The organism is Psychrobacter sp. JCM 18900 (assembly GCF_904846625.1).
In the GTDB taxonomy this organism is placed as follows: domain Bacteria; phylum Pseudomonadota; class Gammaproteobacteria; order Pseudomonadales; family Moraxellaceae; genus Psychrobacter.
The window spans coordinates 1-2,992 of the sequence record NZ_CAJHBL010000013.1; the positions used below are offsets into that span (position 1 = coordinate 1).

General features: G+C 39.2%; 2 protein-coding genes. Both read left to right on the forward strand.

Features of this window, described 5'->3' with window-relative positions:
* The first annotated feature begins 366 nt into the window (after positions 1 to 366).
* Positions 367 to 1,833: an Eco57I restriction-modification methylase domain-containing protein gene (locus tag JMX96_RS13555; RefSeq protein ID WP_201569679.1), complete on the forward strand. Its 1,467-nt coding sequence runs from the start codon at positions 367 to 369 to the stop codon at positions 1,831 to 1,833.
* Complete coding sequence (locus JMX96_RS13560; protein WP_201569681.1) at positions 1,833 to 2,783, forward strand: BsuBI/PstI family type II restriction endonuclease; 951 nt, start codon at positions 1,833 to 1,835, stop codon at positions 2,781 to 2,783. Before JMX96_RS13555 ends, JMX96_RS13560 begins: the two co-directional genes overlap by 1 nt.
* Positions 2,784 to 2,992 lie beyond the last annotated feature (209 nt).

A 2,992-nucleotide genomic window follows, 5' to 3' on the forward strand; every position in this document is an offset into this window, starting at 1 on the left:
ACTCAAATACTCAAATACTCAAATACTCAAATACTCAAATACTCAAATACTCAAATACTCAAATACTCAAATACTCAAATACTCAAATACTCAAATACTCAAATACTCAAATACTCAAATACTCAAAAAAATATATTACTCGTTGTCAAGTTAATATTGATTAGATAACTAATTGGGAAATGTGGAGTATCCAATAATAATGGGCAGTTCAGTTTCATGTAAACCAAGTACACCATCATGTCACTTTAGGCCCCTTTCACTATAGAAGATAGGCTCAAAAGTGTTAGTATATTTATTAAATTTGAACCAATGTAAATGTATAGGTTATACCTACGTATGGCCTAATGATAAATAAATGGATCTAATATGCTCCAACAGTTAGACACTGCAGATAGTGTGCGCCGTAAATTGACACATGGTACTACTCGAGAACATAAAGCTGAGCTAGGCCAATTCATGACGCCTTCAAGTGTAGCCCGCTTTATGGCCTCACTTTTTCCTCCTAGCGACTTAAAAGATTGTCACCTTTTGGATGCAGGTGCAGGTGTAGGTGCTTTGAGTTGTGCCTTTTTGGACCGTTGGGTAGATGACGAGTTTGGCTTCAATTCCGTTCAAGTAACCGCTTATGAGGTTGATGATGAGTTGCAGAGTCATCTTAAGCAGCATTTGAACTCTTATGCGGATGTGACAACTAGTATTATCACTGACGATTATATCCAACTGGCGACAAACAAGGGTTTGCAAAATCGTGGGTATACTCATGCAATCCTAAATCCACCTTATAAAAAAATTAATAGTAAATCCAAACATCGTCTAGCTTTAAGTAATGTTGGTATCGAAACAGTCAATTTATATTCTGCTTTCATAGCATTAGCGCTAGGAGAAATGGCTCCAGGCGGACAAATTGTAGCTATTATTCCTCGCAGTTTTTGCAACGGGCCTTACTATCGTCCTTTCCGTGATTTCATTCTTGAACGGGCATCGATTCGTCAGATGCACCTGTTTGAATCGCGCAGCAAAACTTTTAGTGATGATCAGGTATTACAAGAGAATATAATTATTTGTTTAGAGCGCGATGGAGAGCAAGGCCCTGTTACGATTTCAACATCTACTGACGATAGCTTTTCTGACCTAACTAACTGTGAAATCCCTTTTGAACGCATAGTCTTCCCAGATGATCCAGAACGGTTTATTCACGTGCAAACTACGACCGATAAAAGTGCAATCGAACTATCATCTGCTGTACTTTATTCAATGACTGAAATTGGTGTAAAACTATCAACTGGTCCAGTAGTTGATTTCCGATTGAAAGAGTATCTACGAGACATGCCTGAAGAAGACGCGGTGCCATTGATTTATCCCGCTCACTTGAAGGCATATAAAACTACTTGGCCTATACCCAACTTTAAAAAATCTAATGCGATTATAGTCAATAACAATACGGGGAAATGGCTTTACCCGAACGGGTTTTACTGTGTAGTGAAACGTTTTTCATCGAAGGAGGAAAGACGTCGTGTGGTTGCAAATTTGATAACCCCTACTGATTTTAGCGAATATACAATGCTAGGGTTTGAAAATCATTTAAACGTATTCCACGACAATAAAAACGGCTTACCCTCGGCATTAGCAAGTGGACTTATGGTATACCTGAACACTACAGCAGTAGATGAGCATTTTAGACGTTTTAGTGGCCATACTCAGGTCAACGCAACAGACCTCAAGCGGATGAAGTATCCCAGCCGTGAAAACTTAATTAAGCTTGGCCAATGGTCTTTGAAACAAGAAATAATCACACAAGAAGATATTGACGCTCAATTTATGGACTTAACTTAATGGAAGATAAAAACGTTCACCTTGAAGATGCCCAGGAAATAATAGCTGCGTTAGGTTTACCCTCTCAACAGCAGAATGAGCGCTCCGCCTTATGTTTATTAGCTCTTTTAAACCTGATACCAGAAAAACCATGGTCACAAGCAGAATGCCCACTTATGGGTATCACACCCATGATGAATTGGGCATATGCTGAATACGATAAATTTTATGCTCCCAATTCTAGAGAAACATTTCGTCGCCAAACTATGCATCAATTTTGTGATGCAGGTATAGCACTTTATAACCCAGACAAACCAGACCGACCTGTCAATAGTCCGAAAGCTGCTTACCAAATTGAACCTCACGTATTGACTCTGCTTCGTACTTACGGGACTACAGAATGGCCCAGCCACTTAAAGCGCTATTTAGTTGATCGTACATCGCTTATTGAGCGTTATGCTAAAGAGCGTAAGCAAAATCGCATTCCTGTAAGGATTGCAGAAGGTAAAGAAATCACCTTGAGTCCTGGTATTCATAGCGAGCTTATTAAAAATATTATCGAAGATTTTGCAGAACGTTTTGCACCGAACAGCATCTTAATTTATGCCGGTGATACGGAGAAAAAGTGGGGGTATTTTGACGAAGAACTACTGAAGGGGTTAAATGTGGATGTAGGTTCACACGGTAAAATGCCTGACGTAGTATTACACTACACTGAAAAAAACTGGCTATTATTAGTTGAGTCTGTCACTAGCCATGGACCTGTTGACGGGAAACGATATGAAGAGCTTTCTAAATTATTTTCAGAATCAACTGCTGGGCTAGTTTATGTGACAGCTTTTCCAAATAGAGCTCTTATGGGTCGTTATCTTGGCGAAATCGCATGGGAAACAGAGGTATGGGTAGCAGATGCGCCTTCTCATCTCATCCATTTTAATGGAGTAAGGTTCTTAGGACCTTACTCCACATAGTTTTGAGAATATAGCTACTGTTTTAGATAGAGACCATTAGCTGCTGCAGTGTTAACAAGATTATGAAAGGTTTCGATTAAATCTTAGATTAACACATGAAGTGCAATACCAAATGCGAGGTGAAAAAAAGACCTAGATGCGCTAGCATCAAAGTTTATATCCACCGACCAAAGTGAGATTGTAACCATGAACTATACACATCTAAGCCT

Excerpts from the sequence above, each read along its gene's own strand:
- JMX96_RS13555 (WP_201569679.1), top strand. The coding sequence starts at position 367 with ATGCTCCAACAGTTAGACACTGCAGATAGTGTGCGCCGTAAATTGACA.
- JMX96_RS13560 (WP_201569681.1), top strand. The coding sequence starts at position 1,833 with ATGGAAGATAAAAACGTTCACCTTGAAGATGCCCAGGAAATAATAGCT.